This is a genomic window from Streptomyces sp. NPDC096310 (assembly GCF_044763125.1).
GTDB lineage: Bacteria > Actinomycetota > Actinomycetes > Streptomycetales > Streptomycetaceae > Streptomyces.
On the sequence record NZ_JBIWFO010000030.1, the window covers coordinates 1 to 18,320 of the forward strand.

The 18,320-nt window shown below is 71.4% G+C and carries 11 protein-coding genes; 2 read left to right on the plus strand and 9 right to left on the minus strand.

Going from position 1 to position 18,320, the window contains the following annotated elements; translation table 11 throughout:
* The first annotated feature begins 111 nt into the window (after nucleotides 1-111).
* Entirely contained in the window at nucleotides 112-759 is a 648-nt protein-coding gene (locus ACIQ7D_RS33595) for a recombinase family protein (RefSeq protein WP_403944297.1), read from the plus strand.
* On the opposite strand, the gene ACIQ7D_RS33600 is transcribed toward ACIQ7D_RS33595, so the two are convergent.
* The 4 genes from ACIQ7D_RS33600 to guaA all read right to left on the minus strand — a co-directional run bounded on the left by ACIQ7D_RS33600 (nucleotide 703) and on the right by guaA (nucleotide 5,144).
* The gene (locus ACIQ7D_RS33600) at nucleotides 703-1,233 is read right to left on the minus strand and encodes a DoxX family protein (protein ID WP_403944298.1); all 531 of its coding nucleotides are present in this window, start codon (nucleotides 1,231-1,233) and stop codon (nucleotides 703-705) included. The two genes, ACIQ7D_RS33595 and ACIQ7D_RS33600, sit on opposite strands and share 57 nt — an antisense overlap.
* 191 nt (nucleotides 1,234-1,424) lie before the next feature.
* Entirely contained in the window at nucleotides 1,425-2,690 is a 1,266-nt protein-coding gene (locus ACIQ7D_RS33605) for a hypothetical protein (protein ID WP_403944300.1), read from the minus strand.
* A gap of 146 nt (nucleotides 2,691-2,836) precedes the next feature.
* Nucleotides 2,837-3,448, minus strand: a complete 612-nt coding sequence (locus ACIQ7D_RS33610) for a Uma2 family endonuclease (protein WP_403944302.1) — start codon at nucleotides 3,446-3,448, stop codon at nucleotides 2,837-2,839.
* A 112-nt stretch (nucleotides 3,449-3,560) separates the two neighbouring features.
* Entirely contained in the window at nucleotides 3,561-5,144 is a 1,584-nt protein-coding gene (gene guaA, locus ACIQ7D_RS33615) for a glutamine-hydrolyzing GMP synthase (RefSeq protein WP_403944305.1), read from the minus strand.
* Between the two features lie 361 nt (nucleotides 5,145-5,505).
* On the opposite strand from guaA, the gene ACIQ7D_RS33620 reads away from it, so the two are divergent.
* Nucleotides 5,506-5,808, plus strand: a complete 303-nt coding sequence (locus tag ACIQ7D_RS33620) for a chorismate mutase (protein WP_403944307.1) — start codon at nucleotides 5,506-5,508, stop codon at nucleotides 5,806-5,808.
* A gap of 735 nt (nucleotides 5,809-6,543) precedes the next feature.
* Here ACIQ7D_RS33620 and ACIQ7D_RS33625 read toward each other — a convergent pair.
* From ACIQ7D_RS33625 to ACIQ7D_RS33645, 5 genes are all read right to left on the minus strand, one after another.
* Nucleotides 6,544-8,499 carry a GMC family oxidoreductase N-terminal domain-containing protein gene (locus tag ACIQ7D_RS33625; RefSeq protein WP_403944309.1) on the minus strand — a complete coding sequence of 652 codons (1,956 nt, stop codon included), beginning with the start codon at nucleotides 8,497-8,499 and terminating at the stop codon, nucleotides 6,544-6,546.
* A 35-nt stretch (nucleotides 8,500-8,534) separates the two neighbouring features.
* On the minus strand, nucleotides 8,535-10,166 hold the full coding sequence (locus ACIQ7D_RS33630) for a succinic semialdehyde dehydrogenase (protein WP_403944311.1): 1,632 nt from the start codon (nucleotides 10,164-10,166) through the stop codon (nucleotides 8,535-8,537).
* 137 nt (nucleotides 10,167-10,303) lie between these two features.
* A complete protein-coding gene (locus ACIQ7D_RS33635) occupies nucleotides 10,304-12,100 on the minus strand; it encodes a protein kinase (RefSeq protein ID WP_403944413.1) in 1,797 nt (598 codons plus the stop codon).
* A gap of 257 nt (nucleotides 12,101-12,357) precedes the next feature.
* Complete coding sequence (locus ACIQ7D_RS33640; RefSeq protein ID WP_403944314.1) at nucleotides 12,358-15,528, minus strand: protein kinase; 3,171 nt, start codon at nucleotides 15,526-15,528, stop codon at nucleotides 12,358-12,360.
* A gap of 229 nt (nucleotides 15,529-15,757) precedes the next feature.
* Nucleotides 15,758-17,731 (minus strand): serine/threonine-protein kinase, encoded by a 1,974-nt coding sequence (locus ACIQ7D_RS33645; protein WP_403944316.1) that lies wholly within the window; start codon nucleotides 17,729-17,731, stop codon nucleotides 15,758-15,760.
* Between the last annotated feature and the right edge of the window lie 589 nt (nucleotides 17,732-18,320).

Below are 18,320 nucleotides of genomic sequence, written 5' to 3' on the forward strand. Positions count from 1 at the left end.
CGCGCCACCCGCCACGACGTGGGCAAGACGACCAAACGCCCCGAGAGCATTACTGAACGCAATCGCCTCAAAGCTCGCAAAGGTTAAATTCTAAGATGAGACGCTGGCTGCGTGACCACACCCACCAGCACCCACCTCATCGGCTACGCCCGAGTCTCAACCGACGACCAGGAGGCACAACTCCAGCGGGACGCCCTCACCGTAGCGGGATGCTCTCGGATCTTCGAAGACAAGGCATCAGGCAAGAACATCGATCGCCCTGCACTGACAGCCGTACTCGACTACCTGAGGGCAGGAGACACCCTCGTCGTCTGGAAGCTCGACAGGCTCGGCAGATCCCTCATCGACCTTGTGGGCATCGTTGACGGCCTGAGGGGCCGTGGCGTCGGCTTCAAGGTGCTGACAGGGGCCCTCAGTGCCGTGGACACCACCTCTGCGGACGGTCGGCTGTTCTTCCAGATCATCGCCGCCATGGCGGAGTTCGAGCGCTCTCTCATCAAGGACAGGACCAAGGCCGGACTGGAAGCAGCCAAGGCACAAGGGCGCACCGGAGGACGGCCCACAGTCATCACCGATGATCTGCTCACCGTGGCCAAGGCCAGGAAGGCCAAGGGTGAGAGTGTCAGCGTCATCGCCAAGGCCCTGGAAGTTTCCAGGGCCACCCTGTACCGACACCTGTCCGATCGAGGCCCTGTCCCGCCGTCAGAACCCTTGCCGTGCCAGTCCGTAGCGACGGCGCCTGATCAGGGAATCCAGTGACAAGTAAGGTGCCCCGCCCAGCACCAACGCTACCCACAAAAACATGTACGGGAGATCGTTGCCGTAGTAGTACGGCGTGGACTGCCAGCTCACGGTCAGCCAGAGGCTGAGGGAGATCAGGGCGCCGCCGAGCGCGGCGATCCGGGTGAGGAGGCCGAAGAGGGCGCCGAGGCCGACGGCTATCTCGCCGAGGGCGATGGCGTATCCGAAGCCGGCCGGGCTCTTGAGGGCCAGGTCGACGAGGGCGGGGATCGCGGAGCTGTCGCGGACGCTCCGCATCATCTCGCCGACGGAGCCGCTGCCGGTGGCCGCGAAGAAGCCGCCCTGCGTCAGTTTGTCGATGCCCGCGTAGAGAAAGGTGACGCCGAGGAACATCCTCAGGGGCAGGAGTGCGTGGCGCGCGGCGTTCTCACGCCGGCCGGGGCGTTCGCCGCCGAGTCCCCCGTAACCGTCCGTCCGATAGCCGTGTGTCATCGCCGGGTCCGCCTCTCCCTGTCCCGCACCGCGGCCGCGTGGGCGACTGCCCCCGCGTGCCCTGCCCCTGCATACGCAGTGAACACATCCGGCGCTCAGTGAACCAGCCGTTCGACCGGGCGGAACGGGCCTCCTCGGAAAAGATGCGAAAACTCTCCATCAGAACAGGAGCAACAATCGACAGAATTCGCTCAGTCCATGACTTCGATGATCACGCGGTTGGTCTCGATCCCCGCCGCGGTGACGACTTGGACCTCGACGGCTCCGGGCTCCACCTCCACCGGTACCGACACGGTGAGTGAGGTGTCCGCCGGGTTGGCGAACCCGCCGGGGACGGGCACCAGCGGCACATGGACATGGACCGCGCCGATCCGGACGACCATCCGGGCCAGCCGGTCGGGGGTGCCGGCGCCGGGCGGGACGAATCCGGCGCCGCGGATCTCGATGTCGTCACCGGTCCGGATGGGGGCGTCGAGATCGCCGGCCTCCCTGGCCCGTACGACCGACAGCACGACGGGGCGCCCGCCCTCCGCGTACTTCCCGGCGAAGTAGGTGGCGGCCGAGACCCCGACGAGCAGGGCCAGCGCCCAGGGCAGATCGGGCAGTTGCTCGGGGCGCCGGGCGAGCCGTACGGCGGCGAAGACGACGGCGACGGCGTTCACCAGCGTGTACTGGACATCGGTGAAGCTGCCGCGTCCGCCGTCGTCGCAGAGCAGATCGGCGAGCCGGGGCCGGTCGGCACGCACCTTCTGGAGCCGCTGGCCCAGGACCCGTACGGACACCACACGGCGGACGACGACGGCGATCGCGCACACGGCGGCGAGGACGCTCACGAGGCCGGCGCCCCGCGCCAGTTCGAGACCGGCGATCAGTTCGTCGCGGTGGCCGGGCCCGGAGGCTCCGGCGAGCTGGAGAGCGAGGACGAGTACGGCGAAGACGACGAGCAGCACCCAGGCGGAGGCGACGGTCCGGGAGGTCGAGAGCCGGTTGTCCTCACCGATCAGCGGCGCCAGCAGTCCGCCGCGGGCGCGGTGCAGCCAGGCCGACGCGGTCAGCAGTCCGGCGCAGACGAGGGCGGCGAGCAGTCCTGCCGTCCGTGCGAGGGTCCAGCCGCCGCCGATCGCGGTGACCGTCTGGGCCGGCAGAAGCAGCACGACACAGCCCCAGGTGCCGAAGAGCGTGTGCCGCCAGACGGCGTGCAGCCAGGCGTCCCCCGCCTCGCGGCTGCGGTCCGCCACCGCGCGGGCGGACTGGGTGAGTTCGTCGGAGACCCACTGCCGGGAGGCGCCCGCGGAGTGCGCGACGGCGGCGGGCAGCCCCTGCCCCGCGGCCAGTTCGTCGCGCTTCGCCAGGAACGCGGCCACGGCTCGCCGATGCCCTTCCCGGGCCCCGTGCGGACAGTCCCCACAGGCACAGCCACCGCCGTGCGCGCCCTGCCGCACCTCTTGCACCGCCACGCCGATTGCCGCCTTCCCCGCCCCGAGCTCCGCCCCAGTGAACTTCCTTACATCGCAGGGAAATTGTCCCGCACGAAGGAAGGAATACGCGGAGTTTGCCGGGTCGGTGCGGGTGACAACATCGTTACGGTGTTGACCCGCGAGGCTCAGTCCTCGACGGAGCGGCGCCGGTTGATCGCGGTCAGATCGATGGTGACCGGGAACGGCTCCTTCAGCTCCAGTCGCTCGCGGTGGATGCCGGTGGGGACGTAGACATGTGTGGCCGGGTCGAGTTCGTAGCTGTAGACGACGGGGAGGTCGCCCTCCTTTTCGACCCGCCAGTAGTAAGGAACTCCCGCGGCCGCGTACTTGCGCGGTTTGACCTCGCGGTCGCGTTCCACGGAGTCCTCGGAGACGACTTCGATGGCGAGGACGACGGCCTCAGGTTCGTACCAGGTCTGTTCGAGACCGGTATCGGCCTCGGCCCGGTAGACGATGAGGTCCGGCTCCGGCCTGTTCCTCCGGTCGATCTTGATGGTCATCTCACGGTCGACGTCCAGACCATCCGGTACCTGGGACAGAAGGGCGTACTCCAGCAGCCACATCATGCGGGTGTGGAACTTCCGCTGCGGACTCATCAGCACAAGGCTCCCGTCGATCAGCTCAGTGTGCGGCGGGAGGCCCGGAATCCGGTCGAGATCGTCCGCGGTCCAGCCCCCGGCCGGCGGGATCGGCCACTGGTATCGCGGTTCCAGCCCATGCTCAGGTGCGGCGCTCATGATTGCTCCCATACGACGGAGTCTCGCCTCTACAAGCAGCGTACCCAGGAGGAACGGCAACGCCGCCGCCCAAACGAATGAGCGACGGCGTAGGCGTTGACATGCGGAGGGATCACTCCCACTCGATGGTGCCCGGGGGCTTGCTCGTCACGTCGAGGACCACTCGGTTGACGTCACGGACCTCGTTGGTGATGCGGGTGGAGATCTTCGCCAGCACGTCGTACGGCATCCGCGTCCAGTCGGCGGTCATCGCGTCCTCGGAGGAGACCGGCCGCAGCACGATCGGGTGGCCGTAGGTCCGGCCGTCGCCCTGGACGCCCACGGAGCGTACATCGGCGAGGAGGACGACCGGGCACTGCCAGATCTCGTGGTCCAGGCCCGCCGCCGTCAGCTCCTCGCGGGCGATCGCGTCCGCGTCGCGCAGCAGTTCGAGGCGGTCGCGCGTGACCTCGCCGACGATACGGATGCCCAGGCCGGGGCCGGGGAACGGCTGGCGCTGGACGATCACGTCCGGCAGGCCGACCTGCCGGCCGACCATCCGGACCTCGTCCTTGAACAGCTTGCGCAGCGGTTCGATGAGCTGGAACTCGATGTCGTCGGGGAGCCCGCCGACGTTGTGGTGCGACTTGATGTTGGCGGTGCCGGTGCCGCCGCCGGACTCCACGACGTCCGGGTAGAGCGTGCCCTGCACGAGGAACGCGACGTCCTCGCCCTCGGCGCCCGCCTCCGCGACGATCTCCGCCTGGGCCTGCTCGAAGACCCGGATGAACTCCCGGCCGATGATCTTCCGCTTCTGCTCGGGGTCGGAGACCCCGGCCAGCGCGGTGAGGAAGCGCTCCTCGGCGTCGACCACCCGGAGCTGTACGCCCGTCGCGGCGACGAAGTCCTTCTCGACCTGCTCGGTCTCGCCCTTGCGCATCAGGCCGTGGTCGACGTAGACGCAGGTGAGCTGCGACCCGATGGCCTTCTGCACCAGCGCGGCGGCCACGGCCGAGTCCACGCCGCCGGACAGCCCGCAGATGGCGCGCTTGGTGCCGACCCGCTCACGGATGAGCGCGACCTGCTCGTCCACGACGTTGGCGGTGGTCCAGGTCGGCTCGATGCCCGCGCCCCGGTAGAGGAAGTGCTCCAGGACCTGCTGTCCGTACGTGGAGTGCATCACCTCGGGGTGGTGCTGGACCCCGTACAGCTTCTTCTCGTCGTTCTCGAACGCGGCGACCGGCACGACGTCCGTGGACGCGGTGACGGTGAAACCCTCCGGCGCGGCCGAGCAGGCGTCGCCGTGCGACATCCAGACGGACTGCTCGGCCGGGGTGCCCGCGAAGAGGGTGGAGTCGGTCCTGGAGACGCTCAGCGCGGTACGGCCGTACTCGCGCGCGCCCGTGTTGTCGACGGTCCCGCCAAGCGTGGTCGCCATGAGCTGGAAGCCGTAGCACATGCCGAAGACGGGGACACCGGCCTCGAAGAGCGCGCGGTCGACGCTCGGCGCGTTCTCCGCGTACACGGAGGACGGGCCGCCCGAGAGGATGATCGCCTTGGGGTTCCTGGCCAGCATTTCGGCCACGGGCATCGTCGACGGGACGATCTCGCTGTAGACCCGGGCCTCGCGGACGCGGCGGGCGATGAGCTGGGCGTACTGCGCGCCGAAGTCGACGACGAGTACGACGTCGGGGGCGGCGGGGGGTGCTGCGGGCACGGGGCGGCCTTCCGGCGGAGGTGTGACGTACGCACGATGCTGACGGGAGCACGGTGCTGTTCTCCCGATTCTAACGGGGGGAGGTACGGGGTCGGGACGGATCGTCCCCGGCGGCAACGGCCCCGTCTCACCATCCGGCCCCGCTTTGCCGTCCGCCGGGGCTCCGGGTCCATACTGTGCGCATGCGCAAGCAGCTCACCTTCGTCTTTACCTATGGCACCGGCCCGTCCGGCTGCCATGGTCGTGCTGCTTGAGCTGACAAGCGACTTCCCAGGCGCCCCGGGCCGACAAGGCCCGGGGCGCCTGTCGCGTTCGGGGCCGTTCGGCGGCTCAGGCCCCCCGAACCGACAAGGACCCCCTCATGGCATCCGACACCACCGTCACCGCCGGGAACGAGAACACCGGCGCCCGCACCACCGAGGCCGCCTCGCTCATCGGCGGCGCCCGCGAACGTATCGACGCGCTCGACGACCGCATCATCGGCCTCATCCAGGAACGGATGGCCGTCTCGGCCGTGATCCAGGACGCCCGGGTCACCTCGGGAGGCCGCCGCGTCCATCTCTCCCGGGAGATGGAGATCCTCGCCCGCTACCGGGACGCCCTCGGCAAACCGGGCACGGCGCTGGCGATGACACTGCTGGAAATCAGCCGGGGCCGCGTCTGACCGGGCTTCCTCCCCGGGCCTTCTCCCGGGCGGCGCCGGAGGGGCGTATCTGCGTTCGGTCACCGCTCTCACCCGTACGGTGCGTGACCGCCCCTCGCGCGCTTCGTTGGGTCGTACGGGCACACAGCGCACTTCATCGCAGTCGGGAGAAGGCCGCGTGGCTCCGCCGGGACGTGCGACGTCGTACGTCGTGGGACCTCGTCCCGGCACCCGTGACCGTACGGCAGGGGACAGCCGGCCGGTCGCCAGAGGAGCGGCCGGTTCCGGGGACGCCCGGAGCCGGCCGCCGGGTAGAGCGGGTTCGTACGGCGTGACGCAGGACACATAAAGTTTCTGTGAAGATCGCTGCAACCATTCCCCCAGGTCGCAGGTCTTGCATGCAAAACCTACGGCCTCACCCGTGACCCCCACATCATGTGAGACGCCCCCACGACTCCGCACCGCATCCTGTCGGTGCGCCGAACTTCGCTGAGGTCTTTCATGAGCCCACGTACGCCGGGAACCTCAGCACCAACCTCACCGGTATGCCGGGGCGGATCGTCGCGGGCAGTGATGTTCGCGATGAAGCGCCGTCGGAGCGACGGCGCCACCGCGTGATGCCCGCGCGGCACACGAACCGCTGAAGCTGGAGAGGCGCTGCACTCGGAGGGGGGTGCAGCGCCTCTTCATATGCCCGTCACACACGGCCGTGCACCCTCATACACCGCCGCTCACCGACAGCAGTACGCCACGGCATCAGGACGTCATGCCGCGCCGCACCGTCGGCATTCCCAGGAACGGCAGCTTCAGCTCACCGAACGCGCCCTCCGGGACCACCGGCGACCGCGGCTCCACGGGCGCGAGCCGTACATACGACGCCGTCGCCTCGTCCGTCGCCTCGACCGTTCCCTCGTCCGACCCCTCGCCCGGCTCCGTGACCTGGCCAGGGCGTGGGTCACGCTCGCCCTTGTTCGGCCAGAAGGACATCGCGCGCTCCGCCTGCGCCGTGATCGTCAGCGACGGGTTCACGCCCAGGTTGGCCGAGACCGCCGAGCCGTCGACCACCGAGATCGCGGGGTGCCCGTACAGCCGGTGGTACGGGTCGATCACGCCCTCCCGCGCCGAGGCGCCGATGACGCATCCGCCCAGGAAGTGCGCGGTCAGCGGGGTGCCCATCAGCTCGCCCACGTTGCTGCCCGGGAAGCCGCCGATCTCCTCGGCTATGAGGGACGCCGCGCTCGTCGCCTCGGGGATCTGCTTCGGGTTGGGGGCGCCGTGACCCTGGCGGGCGGTGAGCAGGCCCTTGCCCACCCCACCGGCCTTGCGGTACGTGGTGAGGGAGTTGTCCAGCGACTGCATGACCAGTCCGATGATCGTCCGTTCCGACCAGGCGCGGTACCAGAACGAGCGGAGCAGCAGCACCGGATGGCGCGCGGCGTTCCCGAGCCAGCCCCGCACGCGGTGGTCGCCGTACGGCACCTGGAGGACGCAGAGCGCGCCCATCGCGTTGGAGCCCTTCCCGTACCGCACGGGCTCGATGTGGGTGGTGGCGTTCGGGTGGATGGAGGACGTGATGGCGACGCCCCGGGTGAAGTCCGCCTTCGGCGCGCCGTGGCGTGCGCGGTAGCGCCGGTCCAGGGTCTGTGCGCCCACCAGCGCCTCGGAGTTGGTACGGGTCAGTTCGCCCAGCCGGGGTGAGAGGCGCGGCAGCAGGCCCCGGTCGCGCATGGTGTGGAGCAGGGTCTGGGTGCCGTACGTACCGGCCGCGATCACGACATGACGGGCGCGAAGCACCTTTTCGGGTCCGCCGGTACTTCCTTTTGTGCGGCTCGTACTTCTTTTTGTACGGCCCTTGCGCCGTTGGTCCGTCGGCACGGTGGTGACGCGCAGACCGTGCCCCTCGTCCTCCGTGACAGCGGTCACCGAGGTCATGGGGTGGATGACCGCTCCCGCCCGCTCCGCCAGGTACAGGTAGTTCTCGGTGAGGGTGTTCTTCGCGCCGTGCCGGCAGCCGGTCATGCACTCGCCGCACTCGGTGCAGGCACGCCGCGGCGGGCCCGCGCCGCCGAAGTACGGGTCGTCCACCGTGGTCCCGGGCCGGACCGCGGCCGTATCGGTACCGCCCCCGGCGTCCTCGCCGTCCCCGAAGAAGACCCCGACCGGGGCGAGGTGGAAGCTGTCGCCCACGCCCATCGCCTCGGCGGCGGCCTTGAGGTGGACGTCCGAGGGGGTCGTGGTCGGATTGGGCCGGACGCCGAGCATGCGCCGGGCCTGGTCGTAGTACGGCTTCAGCTCCTGTTCCCAGTCGGTGATGCCCGCCCACTGCGGGTCCTCGAAGAAGGCGGCCGGGGGCACGTAGAGCGTGTTGGCGTAGTTGAGCGAGCCACCGCCGACCCCGGCGCCCGCCAGCACCATCACGTTGCCGAGCAGATGGACGCGCTGGATGCCGTAGAGACCGAGGGCCGGGGCCCAGAGGTAGTTCCGGACGTCCCAGGAGTTCTTGGGGAGCGTCTCACGGGTGAAACGGCGGCCCGCTTCCAGGACCCCGACCCGGTATCCCTTCTCGGTCAGCCGCAGCGCGGAGACCGAGCCGCCGAAACCGGAGCCGACCACGATCACGTCGTAGTCGTACGCGTCGTCATGGTCGTACGTGGCGTCGTGACCGTACGCGTCCACCTGGCCGTCGTGATCGTGATCGTCCGTCTGTGACATCGGCTCTCCTCGTCGAGAACTCGCGCAGCCGCGAACTACCGCAGCCGCAACGCCTTCATGACCCGCAGGCTCCCGCTCATGAAGGCCGCGTACTTCTCGTCGGCCATCCCGAGGAACGGCGCCATCGGCATGATCCGCTGCTCCGCCACCGTCTGGGCCTCGGTGTACTTGAGGATGCCCTCGGAGCCGTGGCGCCGGCCGAGGCCGGATTCCTTCATTCCGCCCATCGGCGCCTGGACGCTGCCGTACGCCGACGCGTACCCCTCGTTGATGTTGACGGTGCCCGTGTGCAGCCGCGCCGCGATCGCGTGGCCGCGCCGGGAGTCCCGCGTCCAGACGCTCGCGTTGAGACCGTACGGCGTGTCGTTGGCGCGGTCGACCACGTCGTCCTCGTCGCGGAAGCGGTAGAGCGAGACGACCGGGCCGAAGGTCTCCTCCGCGCACACCGCCATCGGCGCCTCGACCCCTTCGAGGATGGTCGGCTCGTGGAAGAACGGCCCGATGTCGGGGCGGGCCACGCCGCCCGCGACGACCGTGGCGCCCTTGGCTACGGCCTCCTCGACATGGCGGACGGTGGCCGCCAACTGCCGCTCCCCCACCAGGGACCCCATGTCGGCGCCGTACGCGAGCGCGCTGCCGAGCCGCATCGCCTTCGTACGGGCGGCGAACCGCTCCACGAACGCGTCGGCCACCGACTCGTGCACGTACAGCCGCTCGATGGAGATGCAGAGCTGCCCGGCCGACGAGAAGCAGGCACGCACCGCGCCCGCCGCGGCCGCCTCGATGTCCGCGTCGGCCAGCACCAGCATGGCGTTCTTGCCGCCCAGTTCGAGGGAGACGCCGACGAGCCGGTCCGCCGCGCCCCTGGCCACCTCGCGGCCGGTCCTGGTGGAGCCGGTGAACGAGACGTAGTCCGCGTGCCGCACCACCTCGGGACCGACGACGGGCCCCTCGCCGAGGACGACCTGGAAGACCTCGGCGGGCAGCCCGGCCTCGACCAGCAGGTCACGGGCCCACAGCGCGGTGAGCGCGGTCTCCGTGTCGGGCTTCATGACGACGGCGTTCCCGGCGACGAACGCCGGCAGCGCGTCACCGACGGACAGCTCCAGCGGATAGTTCCAGGGAGCGATCTGGCCGACGACGCCACGCGGCCGGCGCGCCTCGCTGACCTTGGTCAGCAGCGGTACGGCGCCGGTGTGGCGCCTCGTGTGGAGGTACGCGGCAGCCTTGCGCCCGTAGTGGCGGGCGGCCACGGCGACCGCCTGGACCTCCTCGTGCGCGTGCAGCCTGGCCTTGCCGGTCTCCAGTTGGATCAGGTCGAGCACTTCGGCCTGGCGCTCCAGGACGAGATCGTGGAAGCGGAGCAGCACGGCGGCCCGCTGCCGTACGGGGAGGGCGGCCCAGACGGGCTGGGCGGCGCGGGCCCGCTCGTAGGCGGTGGCCACGTCCTCCGGGGTGGACTCGGGCAGGTCCGCCAGCTTCTCCCCGGTGAACGGGGTGTGGTTGGCGGTACGGCCGGAGCCGACGACGCCGCGCGTGAGCTGGGCGACCACCTCGGGGGTGACCACATCGGCCGCCGTGCGCACGCCGGCCGGGGTGGGTGCCACGGGGTTGGTGCGGGAGCCGGCGGGGGCGGAGGTGGGGGTGGAGACCTGCGAGTCCGTCATGGAGCCGAGCGTATTCCGTGGACGTGACTTTGAATACCCGACGGTAACAGCCAATCAGCGCACGGAATCCGGCCCTGGACGCGGGTGCGGACAAGTCCCGCTCCTCCCGTTCACCCTGTGCGCCCCGTGTGCCGCGCTCAGCCCCCGGAATCCCCGGATCCGGCGGGCGGCTCCTGCCAGCTCCGCAGTGCGGCGTCGAACTGTTTGCGCGTCTTCGCCCAGTTTTCGTCAGGCCCGGACATGTAGATCGCGTACTCCGTGCCGCTGTCGTCCGAGTAGTAAATCTGGTCGATGGCGTGCCGCTTGCCCGGATGGACGCCCTTCTCCATCCAGGTGAACTCCCATATCGCGGCTTGCTGCTTGTCCCGGTACCGGTTGGCCTCAAGCCTGATCGAGGTGTACGCCAGCCGCTGCCGCAGGCTCTCCTCCATGCTCTGCATATGCTGGAGCGGGGTCTCGAAGTCCGGCTTGGCAACGCTGATCCTCAGCAGATGCAGCCCGCCGTCCGGGCTGTAGTCGATCTGTTCACTGCCCGTCAGCCGCGTCCAGTTCTCGGGCAGACTGATACTGAAGCCCTCCGGCGCGTTGACGCGTTTCCATCCCTCGGCGGTGGAATCGCCGTCGGAACCGCCCGTGGAATCGCCGGTGTTGGAGCCGTCGCCGTCGGCGTTGCCGCCACTGCCGTCCGACTGCCCGGCCGAGGTGTCCGTATCGGACGAGCCGCCCGTCGTACCGTTCGCGGAGTCCGATCCCCCATCCGGATACTGCAGGGCGAGGAATCCGGCGCCACCGCCGAGGACCGCCGCCGCCACGACGGCCACCGCCGCCCTGCGCCAGCGACCGCGGCGGCCCTGGCCGTCCCGGACCGGTGCCGACGACGGCACGGTCGGCGCCGGCGCGGATACGGGTCCGGGTACGGGCGCCGGCGCGGCGGCGGGCAGCGGCGCGGCCCGGGTCACATGCCCCGGAACGGTGCCACCGGTGCCACCGGTGCCACCGAAGCCGCTGGAGCCGTCCGCGCCACCGGAGCGCCCGGCGTGCGCTGCGGCACCGCCCGGCATGGCGCCACCTGAGGTAACGCCGCCCGACGTGGCACCGCTCCACGTGGGGCGGTTCACGGCGTACGTCGTCGCCTCGCTCCGCGTGTCCGCCGCGTCCGAGACGACGGTCCCGCCCTGTCCCCGGCCCTCCGCCACCTCGCGGAGCAGGCGCGCGCACTCGGCGACGTCCGGCCGTTCCGTCGGATCCTTGCGGAGCAGCGCGGCGATGACGGAGGCAAGGGGGCCCGCCTGGTCGGGGTGGGCCGGCTCGTCCGTGACGACCGCCTGCATCGTGGAGAGCGGTGTACCGCGGCGGAACGGCGACGTCCCCTGCACGGCCGTGTAGAGCGTGACACCCAGCGACCAGAGGTCGGAGGCGGGGCCGGGGTCCTTGCCCCGTACCCGCTCGGGCGCCAAATAGTCGATGGAGCCGACCAGTTCGCCCGTCCTGGTGATCGTCGAGTCGCCTTCGATGGCCGCTATGCCGAAGTCGGTGAGCAGGACGCGGCCGTCCCGGGCGAGCAGGACGTTACCCGGCTTCACATCGCGGTGCAGCACGCCGGCCGCGTGCGCGGCGCGCAGCGCGTCGAGGACCGCGAGGCCGGTCCTGGCCACCTCGCGGGGGTCGAGCCTGCCGGACTCCTTCACGGCGTCCGCGAGGGAGGGCCCGTCGACGTACTGCATGACGATCCACGGCCGGTCGTCGTGGTCGAGGACATCGTGGACGGTGACGACGGCGGGGTGGGAGATCCGGGCGGCGGCGCGCGCCTCCTTCTGTGTGCGCTGGTGGAGTACGGCCCGGTCCGCCTCGGAGGCGTAACGCCCCGCGGTCAACTCCTTGATGGCGACCGTGCGGTGCAGCACCTCGTCGTGCGCGCGCCACACCTTTCCCATGCCGCCGCGGCCGATGGTCTCGCCCAGGCGGTAACGCCCGGCGAGCACCGGCCCGGTGCCGACGCCCCGGCCGCTCGCACCGGGTCCTGCCGTCCCGGGTCCGGCCGTTCCTGTCCCGGCCGTTCCCGTAGCCGCGCCTGAACCCGCGCCGGCGCCTGTGCTCGCGCCCGTACCCTGCGAATGCTCCACGTCCCAGCCCCGTTCCTTGGGATCACAGGGTACGGAGGGAACAGTGTGACGGGAAACCTCGGGGCGTGTCAGCCCGTGACGCGGTAGGCGCCGGTGGCCTGTTGATAGATCTCGGAGACCTTGTCACGCTGATCGTCCGGACCGATCACCTGCACTATGTGGTACCTGCCTTCGATAATCATCGCGAGGTTTCGTACATAGACCTGGCGACCGCTGCTGTCCTGCCAGGTGTACTGACCCTCCGCCATGGCCTGTCGGCCCACGTCGATCCGGCGCAGTCCGGTGGCGCTGGACCAGGAGGAGTCGCGGAACGGCTGAAGCTCCCGCTCCTTGTCGCGCTGGTAGACCAGCGGATCGTCGCCGTTGTCCGCCACGCTGTCCCGGCCGGGGACCACGATCAGCGTGAAGTCGCCTCCGACGTAGCGGACCTGGCCGCTGTCGTTGATGGGGCGTCGCTGCCAGTCCTTGTCGACCGCCGTGCTGAACCCCTCGGTATCGTCGCGCAGCGCGTACCCGTCGGCGAGATCGGCCGCGGGCCCGGAGGTCTGGGGCGCGGACGTGTTGGGTTTCCCCGACGGGGTGTTGGAGGCGGGATCTCCCGTCGGGGACCGGGGCGCCGACGACGCGCTCGGTGACGCCTCGCCGACACTCTGCCCCTTGTCCTGGGTGGTGTCGGCCTTCGGCAGGAACACCACGGCGTACCCGATGGCCAGCACGAGGAGGAGCAGGATCAGCAACAGCAGGTTGCGGCCCAGGGAACGAGGGCCGCGCCCCTTCTCCTCGCGGTCCTCGCCAGCGTCCCAGCGGCCGCCCTGCCTGCCGCCCGACCGGCCGCCCGACCGGCCCGCGAGGCGGTCGTCCAGCCGGTCGCCCAGCCGCTCGTCCACCCCGCTGTCCAGGCGGTCGTCGAAGCGGTCCTGACGGTGGAACATCGCCTCGGTCTCGGGCCGCAGCGGCGCCTCGTACGCCTCGTACCGCTGCGGATCCTCGACACCGGTCCGCGCGGACCGCTCGGCCTTCCCGGGCCTCACCGCCTTCTCCTTGCGTTCGTTGCCCTTCTTCTGGCGGTGCCGCCCGTGGCCCAGATCGCGGCGCCGCCGCCTGCGGACCAGCTCACCCCTGCGCCGCTTTATCGGCAGCCGGGTGGCGTCCTCGGAGAGCAGCGGTACGACGTCCAGACCGGCCTCGGGCTCGGGCGCGGACCGTACGAGCGACCGCAGCCAGCCGCGCAGCTCCTCGAAGTCCGGCCGTTCGGTCGGGTCCTGACGCAGCAGCGACTCGACGACGGGCCGCAGCGGGCCGCACTCCTCGGCGAACGCGGGCGGCTCGGCACAGACGAGCTGCACCAGCTCTATGGCGCTCTCCTCCGGGTACGGGGCATGGCCCTGCACCGCGCGGTAGAGCAGCGCGCCGAGCGCCCACAGGTCGGTGGCGGGGCCGATGGGCGGCGCGAGTTGCCAGTTCTCGTGTACGGGGCCGGCCTGCTCGGGCGACCAGCGCTCCGTGACGGCGCCGACGACGGCGATCCGGGCCTGCCGGGCGCGCTCGGCGGCGAGAGGGGTGGCCGGGCCGCGGTAGGCGGGGGCGATGCTGCCCGCCATGACCTCGTCCCAGCGGCCGCCGCTGCCGCCCGCGACGGCGGGGAGCTGGGGCGACTGCCTCCGCACGTCGGCGTGGGCATCGTCGCTCCTGCCGCCGGCCCCGGAACCCGGACCGGCGTACGGGTCGCCGCCGCCCCGGGCCATGACCAGGTCGGTACCGGGCCGCTGATCTGTGTCGCCGTGCACGGGGATGCCCGAGGTGGTGCCGCCTCCGAAGGAGCCGGAGTCCGGGCCGTACGGTCCGGCGTACGGGCCCGCGCCGCCGCCCTGGAAACCGCCGCCACCTGCGGGTACGGACCCCGAGGCGTCGTTCCAGGGCGCCGGGCCGTCACGCCACGTTCCGGCGAGCTGGGGGCGGTAGGGGGTGGGCGGATCGTCCTCGTCCTCGTCCGCGTCGGCGTCCGGATCGGCGGCGGAGAAGCCGCGCGGCTGGGCCCACCAGTCCGGGTCGGGGCGGGGATCGCGCGGTGTCTCCCGCGGTCCGTTCTCCGTACCGCCGCCCGCCGCCCCCGCGGCGCCCTCCGTGGCAGTGCTGGCAGTGCCGGTGCCGGTGCCGGTGCCCGGCTCGGGGAGCGGGGGCACCGCCGTCCTGCCGGAGTTCTGGTCCTCGCCGGTCCGCGCGGCGGCGCGTGCGCCCGCGCGGTACGCGGCGATGGCGCCGGCGCGCGCGGCGCGGATGTCACCCGAGGCGTTCCCGCTGGGCAGCGCGGGCCTGCCGTCGAACGGGGCGGGCACCCCCGGGGTGGCGCCCTGCGGCCGGGGGAAGGCGCCGGACGTACCGGACGACGTGCCGTCCCCGTACGGGCCCTCCGGGCGGGCGCGCTCCAGTTCGGCGTGGCCGGAGGGCCCGGGTACGCCCGCTGTCGGGCCCGGGTCGTACGCCGGCCCCTGGCGCAGGGCGCCGGGCACTCCCCCGGTCGGCGCGAACCCTTCGGGCAGCCCGGGCTGCCCCTGCGGCCCCGACCGCTGTGCGTCATCGACCGGATCAGCCCCTTGACCGTGCCCCTGGTCCTGGCCCTGAGGGGCATCGGGTACCGGATCCGGATCCGGTGGTTCCGGCACCGGTGCGTAACCGCACAGGGCCTCCTCGGCCGCGCCCGCCGCGAGCCCGGTCAGTACGACCCGCCCGTCGTCGCAGACGAGCACCGTACGGACGGTGATGTTCCGGTGGGTCCAGCCGTGAGCGTGCACCACCCGTACGGCCGTGAGCACGTCGGAGGCGATCTCGGCCGCCCTGAAGGGGTTCAGGGGCTTCTCGGCGAGCAGCGCCGCCAGCGGTCTGGCGGCGACGAGTTCACTCACTATCCACAGCGAACCGGCCTCCGCGAAGACATCGAAGACCTGGTCGAGGCGCGGATGGTCGGGGATCTGGGCGGCGCTCTGCGCGGCCTCGATGGCCCGCCGCACCGCCGGATCCGTGGCCTTGCGTGCCGTACGCCCGTGAACGCGCCGCGGCGCCGCGCCGTCGGTCTCCACGACTTCGGCCTCCACGACCTCCGGCAGCGGCACCTGCCTGACGAGGACTTCCTGTCCGCTGTACGTGTCGAACGCGCGCGTCTCGACGAGTTCGTACTCGTCGGAGGGCGGCAGCGGCAGGCGATAGCGGTCTGCGAGCACTCGACCCGCGTATTCGTCCACGACGCCTCCCCACAAACAGGCCGTCTCCTGGTCACGGAGACCCGCGAAACCGCCAATTCCGGTCGTTTACCGGCTCATTGTGGATGCGTACGGTTCGCGAGTTCTCACGATACGTGGCGGCGGGGGAACATGCCGCCGGGTCGCTGCAACCCGCTGCGGAACGTTCGCATCCGGTAGGCCGCATCCTTCCCGCCCGCAGCCGGAACTCACCAGTCCGGTCGGCCCCAGGTCAGTCCTTGGGGGCGAAGGTCGCGTGCGCAGTCTCGCGGAGAGTCGTGCACTCGGTGCCGTCCCACTCGCTCGCCTTGCAGCTCACCATGATCGAGTAACCGTGCGTGCTGTCCATCTTGAAGCCCCGGTTGAGCACCCGTATCTGCCGGCCGCCCTGCTGGCGCTCGAACTCCCAGTCGGCGACGGTCGGGTAGCCGTTGAACTCGATCTCCTTGATACCGAGAAGCTTGTACTTGCTGCTACTGCCCGCGACCGCCGGCTCGGCCCCCCGCCACGCCGCCGCGGCGTCGTCCGTGGGCTTGGCGTTGAAGTCGACCTGGACACGCGGGAAGGCGCCCTCGGACCGGTTGTAGATACCACCGGAGTTCACACCGGCTATGGCGGTGCGCTTGAAGCCCTCGGGCATACCCATCGAGAAGTGGAACCGGTCGTCGCTGACAGTGGTGTACCCGTCGGGCAGCTCCGCCCCTTCCCCGCCGCCGGCGCTGTCGGCGTGGTCCCCGCTGTCCCCGCTGTCCCCGCTGTCCTCGTCGGAGTCGCCCGACGAGCCCGCGCCGGAACCGGAGTCGTCGTCCTCCGTCTCCGAACCGCCGCTGGCCGCAGTGCCCTTGCCGTCCTCGGCGGCGCTCTTGCCCGGGCCCGGGCTGCCGTTCGCGCCGTCGGACTTGGGCACGACCGGCGCGTGGGTGCCGTCGGTGGTCTTGCCCGCGCCCGCGTCCTTCTCGTCCCCACCGGTGAGGGCGACGGCCAGGACCGTGGAGATCAGGGCCACCGCGGCGACGACCGCGATGATCACCAGCGTGCGCCGGGGCACCACGTCGGTGAGGGAGGCGCGCGGCGCCGGCCGGTACGGAGCCGCCGCGGGCTCCGGCCGGGGCCCGGCCGAAGCCGCCGAGGCCGAGCCGACGGAGGCCGAGGCCGCCGCGGGCACCGCGGTTCTGCGCGCGGTGCGCAGCGCGCCGCGCATCCGGTCGCTCCCCGACTCGGCGGCGGACTTACGGCCCGTGCGCTCGGCGGGCTCCTCGGGCAGCGGAGGCATCGGGACGACCCGGGTGGCGTCGAGCGGCGGCTCCGGCTCCGCCTCGGGCGCCTGGACGATGTCCTCCAGGAGGGCCCGCGCACCCGCGTCGTCGAGCCGCTGCTCGGGGTCCTTGGCGAGCAGCCCGTAGATGACCTCGGTGAGCGCGCCCGCGTTCTTCGGCGGGTCGAGCGGCTCGGTCATCACGGCGGTCAGCGTGGCGATCGCCGAGCCCTTGTCGTACGGGGGGCAGCCCTCCACCGACGCGTACAGCAGGCCGCCGAGCGACCAGAGGTCGGCCGCGGGCCCGGGTTTGTGGCCGCGGGCGCGCTCCGGCGAGATGTAGGACGGCGCGCCGACGAGCATGCCGGTCGAGGTGACCGACGGGTCGCCTTCGACCTGGGCGATGCCGAAGTCGGTGAGGACGACGCGGCCGTCCTCGGCGATCAGCACGTTGGACGGCTTCACATCGCGGTGCAGGATGCCCTCGCGGTGCGCCGAGCGCAGCACGTCGAGGATGGCGAGCCCGACCTCGGCGGCCCGCCGCGGCGTCAGAAGCCCGTCCTCGCGCACGGCTTCGGCCAGGGACTTGCCCTCGACCAGCTCCATGACGATCCACGGCCGGTCGTCCTCGTCCACGACGTCGAAGACCGTCACCGCGCCGCTGTTGCGGATCCGGGCGATCGCTTTGGCCTCACGCAGCGTGCGCGTGATGAGCCGGCGCTTCTCGTCCTCGTCGATGCTGGAGGGGAAGCGAAGCTCCTTCACCGCGACCGTACGGCCCAGCGTCTCGTCAAGAGCACGCCACACCGTGCCCATGCCCCCGCGCCCGAGCACCCCGCCGAGCCGGTACCTGCCCGCGAGCAGACGCCCTTCAGGGCTGCTGTCGGCGCTCTTCCCCGCGTCCTGCCGAGGTTCCTTCGCCGTGTCCCGCGACTGCTCCGACTCCGACATGCGTCCCCTCTGCGATCCCTGATCCTGGCCCGCGACTGCCCTCACCGCGCGGTGCCGTAACGCGCCCTGGCAGAGCCTTCATTGTCCCTCATTCCGGGACGGCCACTGCTCCCGGGTCCGGCGTCCGCCACCGCGGCACCCGACGAAGGAGCCCCCACACTGCCACTACCCCGGGCCCCGCCCAGCACCCCGCCGGTCAGGCGCCCGTTCGACAACGGAACGGGTGCCTGGTGACGAACGAGCCTGCTGTGACGTGTGGTGCCGGAGTGGGGGTTACGGGAGTATCCCCCACGAGGACGCACCCGCGTCCACCGAGGCCGGGTTGACGCTTCCGCACGCCGTCACGCCCGCCCCTTCGACCGCCTCCGGCGCACGCCGCCCACGCACGCCTGTGATCAGTACGGTACGCAGCCGCCGATGACTCAACTCCCGCGGGCGGCCGCACCGGAAAGGCACGCCGTGCCAGGACGCACCCCGGGAGGCGCCACCGGGAGGGCGCCCCGGAACCCCCCCACCGGCACACTCCGGACAGCCGCCTGGCACCGGCACAACCCCCGGGTGAGCACGCGTCAGTTGGACAGATCGTCCG